This is a genomic window from Mesorhizobium sp. M1A.T.Ca.IN.004.03.1.1 (assembly GCF_003997555.1).
In the GTDB taxonomy this organism is placed as follows: Bacteria; Pseudomonadota; Alphaproteobacteria; order Rhizobiales; family Rhizobiaceae; genus Mesorhizobium.
Genome location: NZ_RZTV01001036.1, coordinates 1 through 238 on the forward strand (window position 1 = coordinate 1; position 238 = coordinate 238).

Consider the following 238-nt stretch of genomic DNA (forward strand, 5'->3'; position numbering starts at 1 on the left):
CGTATTCGGTCCGGCCTGGACGTTGTTGTTGACCTGCACCCAATAGAAATTCAGCTTGCCGTCCTTCAGCATGCGGTCCTGCTGGACTGCATGATATCCTGGCTTCTCAGGAATGATCCCCTGCGGGACACGCCAGATTTCTTCGGCATGTTTGCGGTGCTCGGGGTTCGTCACCGGCATGTCGGCGGGAAGGCGATGCGCGAAGGTTCCCACTTCACGGGCCGTCCCGCAGGCCGAG

1 protein-coding gene is annotated in these 238 nt (G+C 60.5%); it reads right to left on the reverse strand.

Going from position 1 to position 238, the window contains the following annotated elements:
* A partial coding sequence (locus EOD29_RS34825) for a molybdopterin-dependent oxidoreductase (protein ID WP_164764094.1) occupies window positions 1–238 on the reverse strand: 238 nt, incomplete at both ends.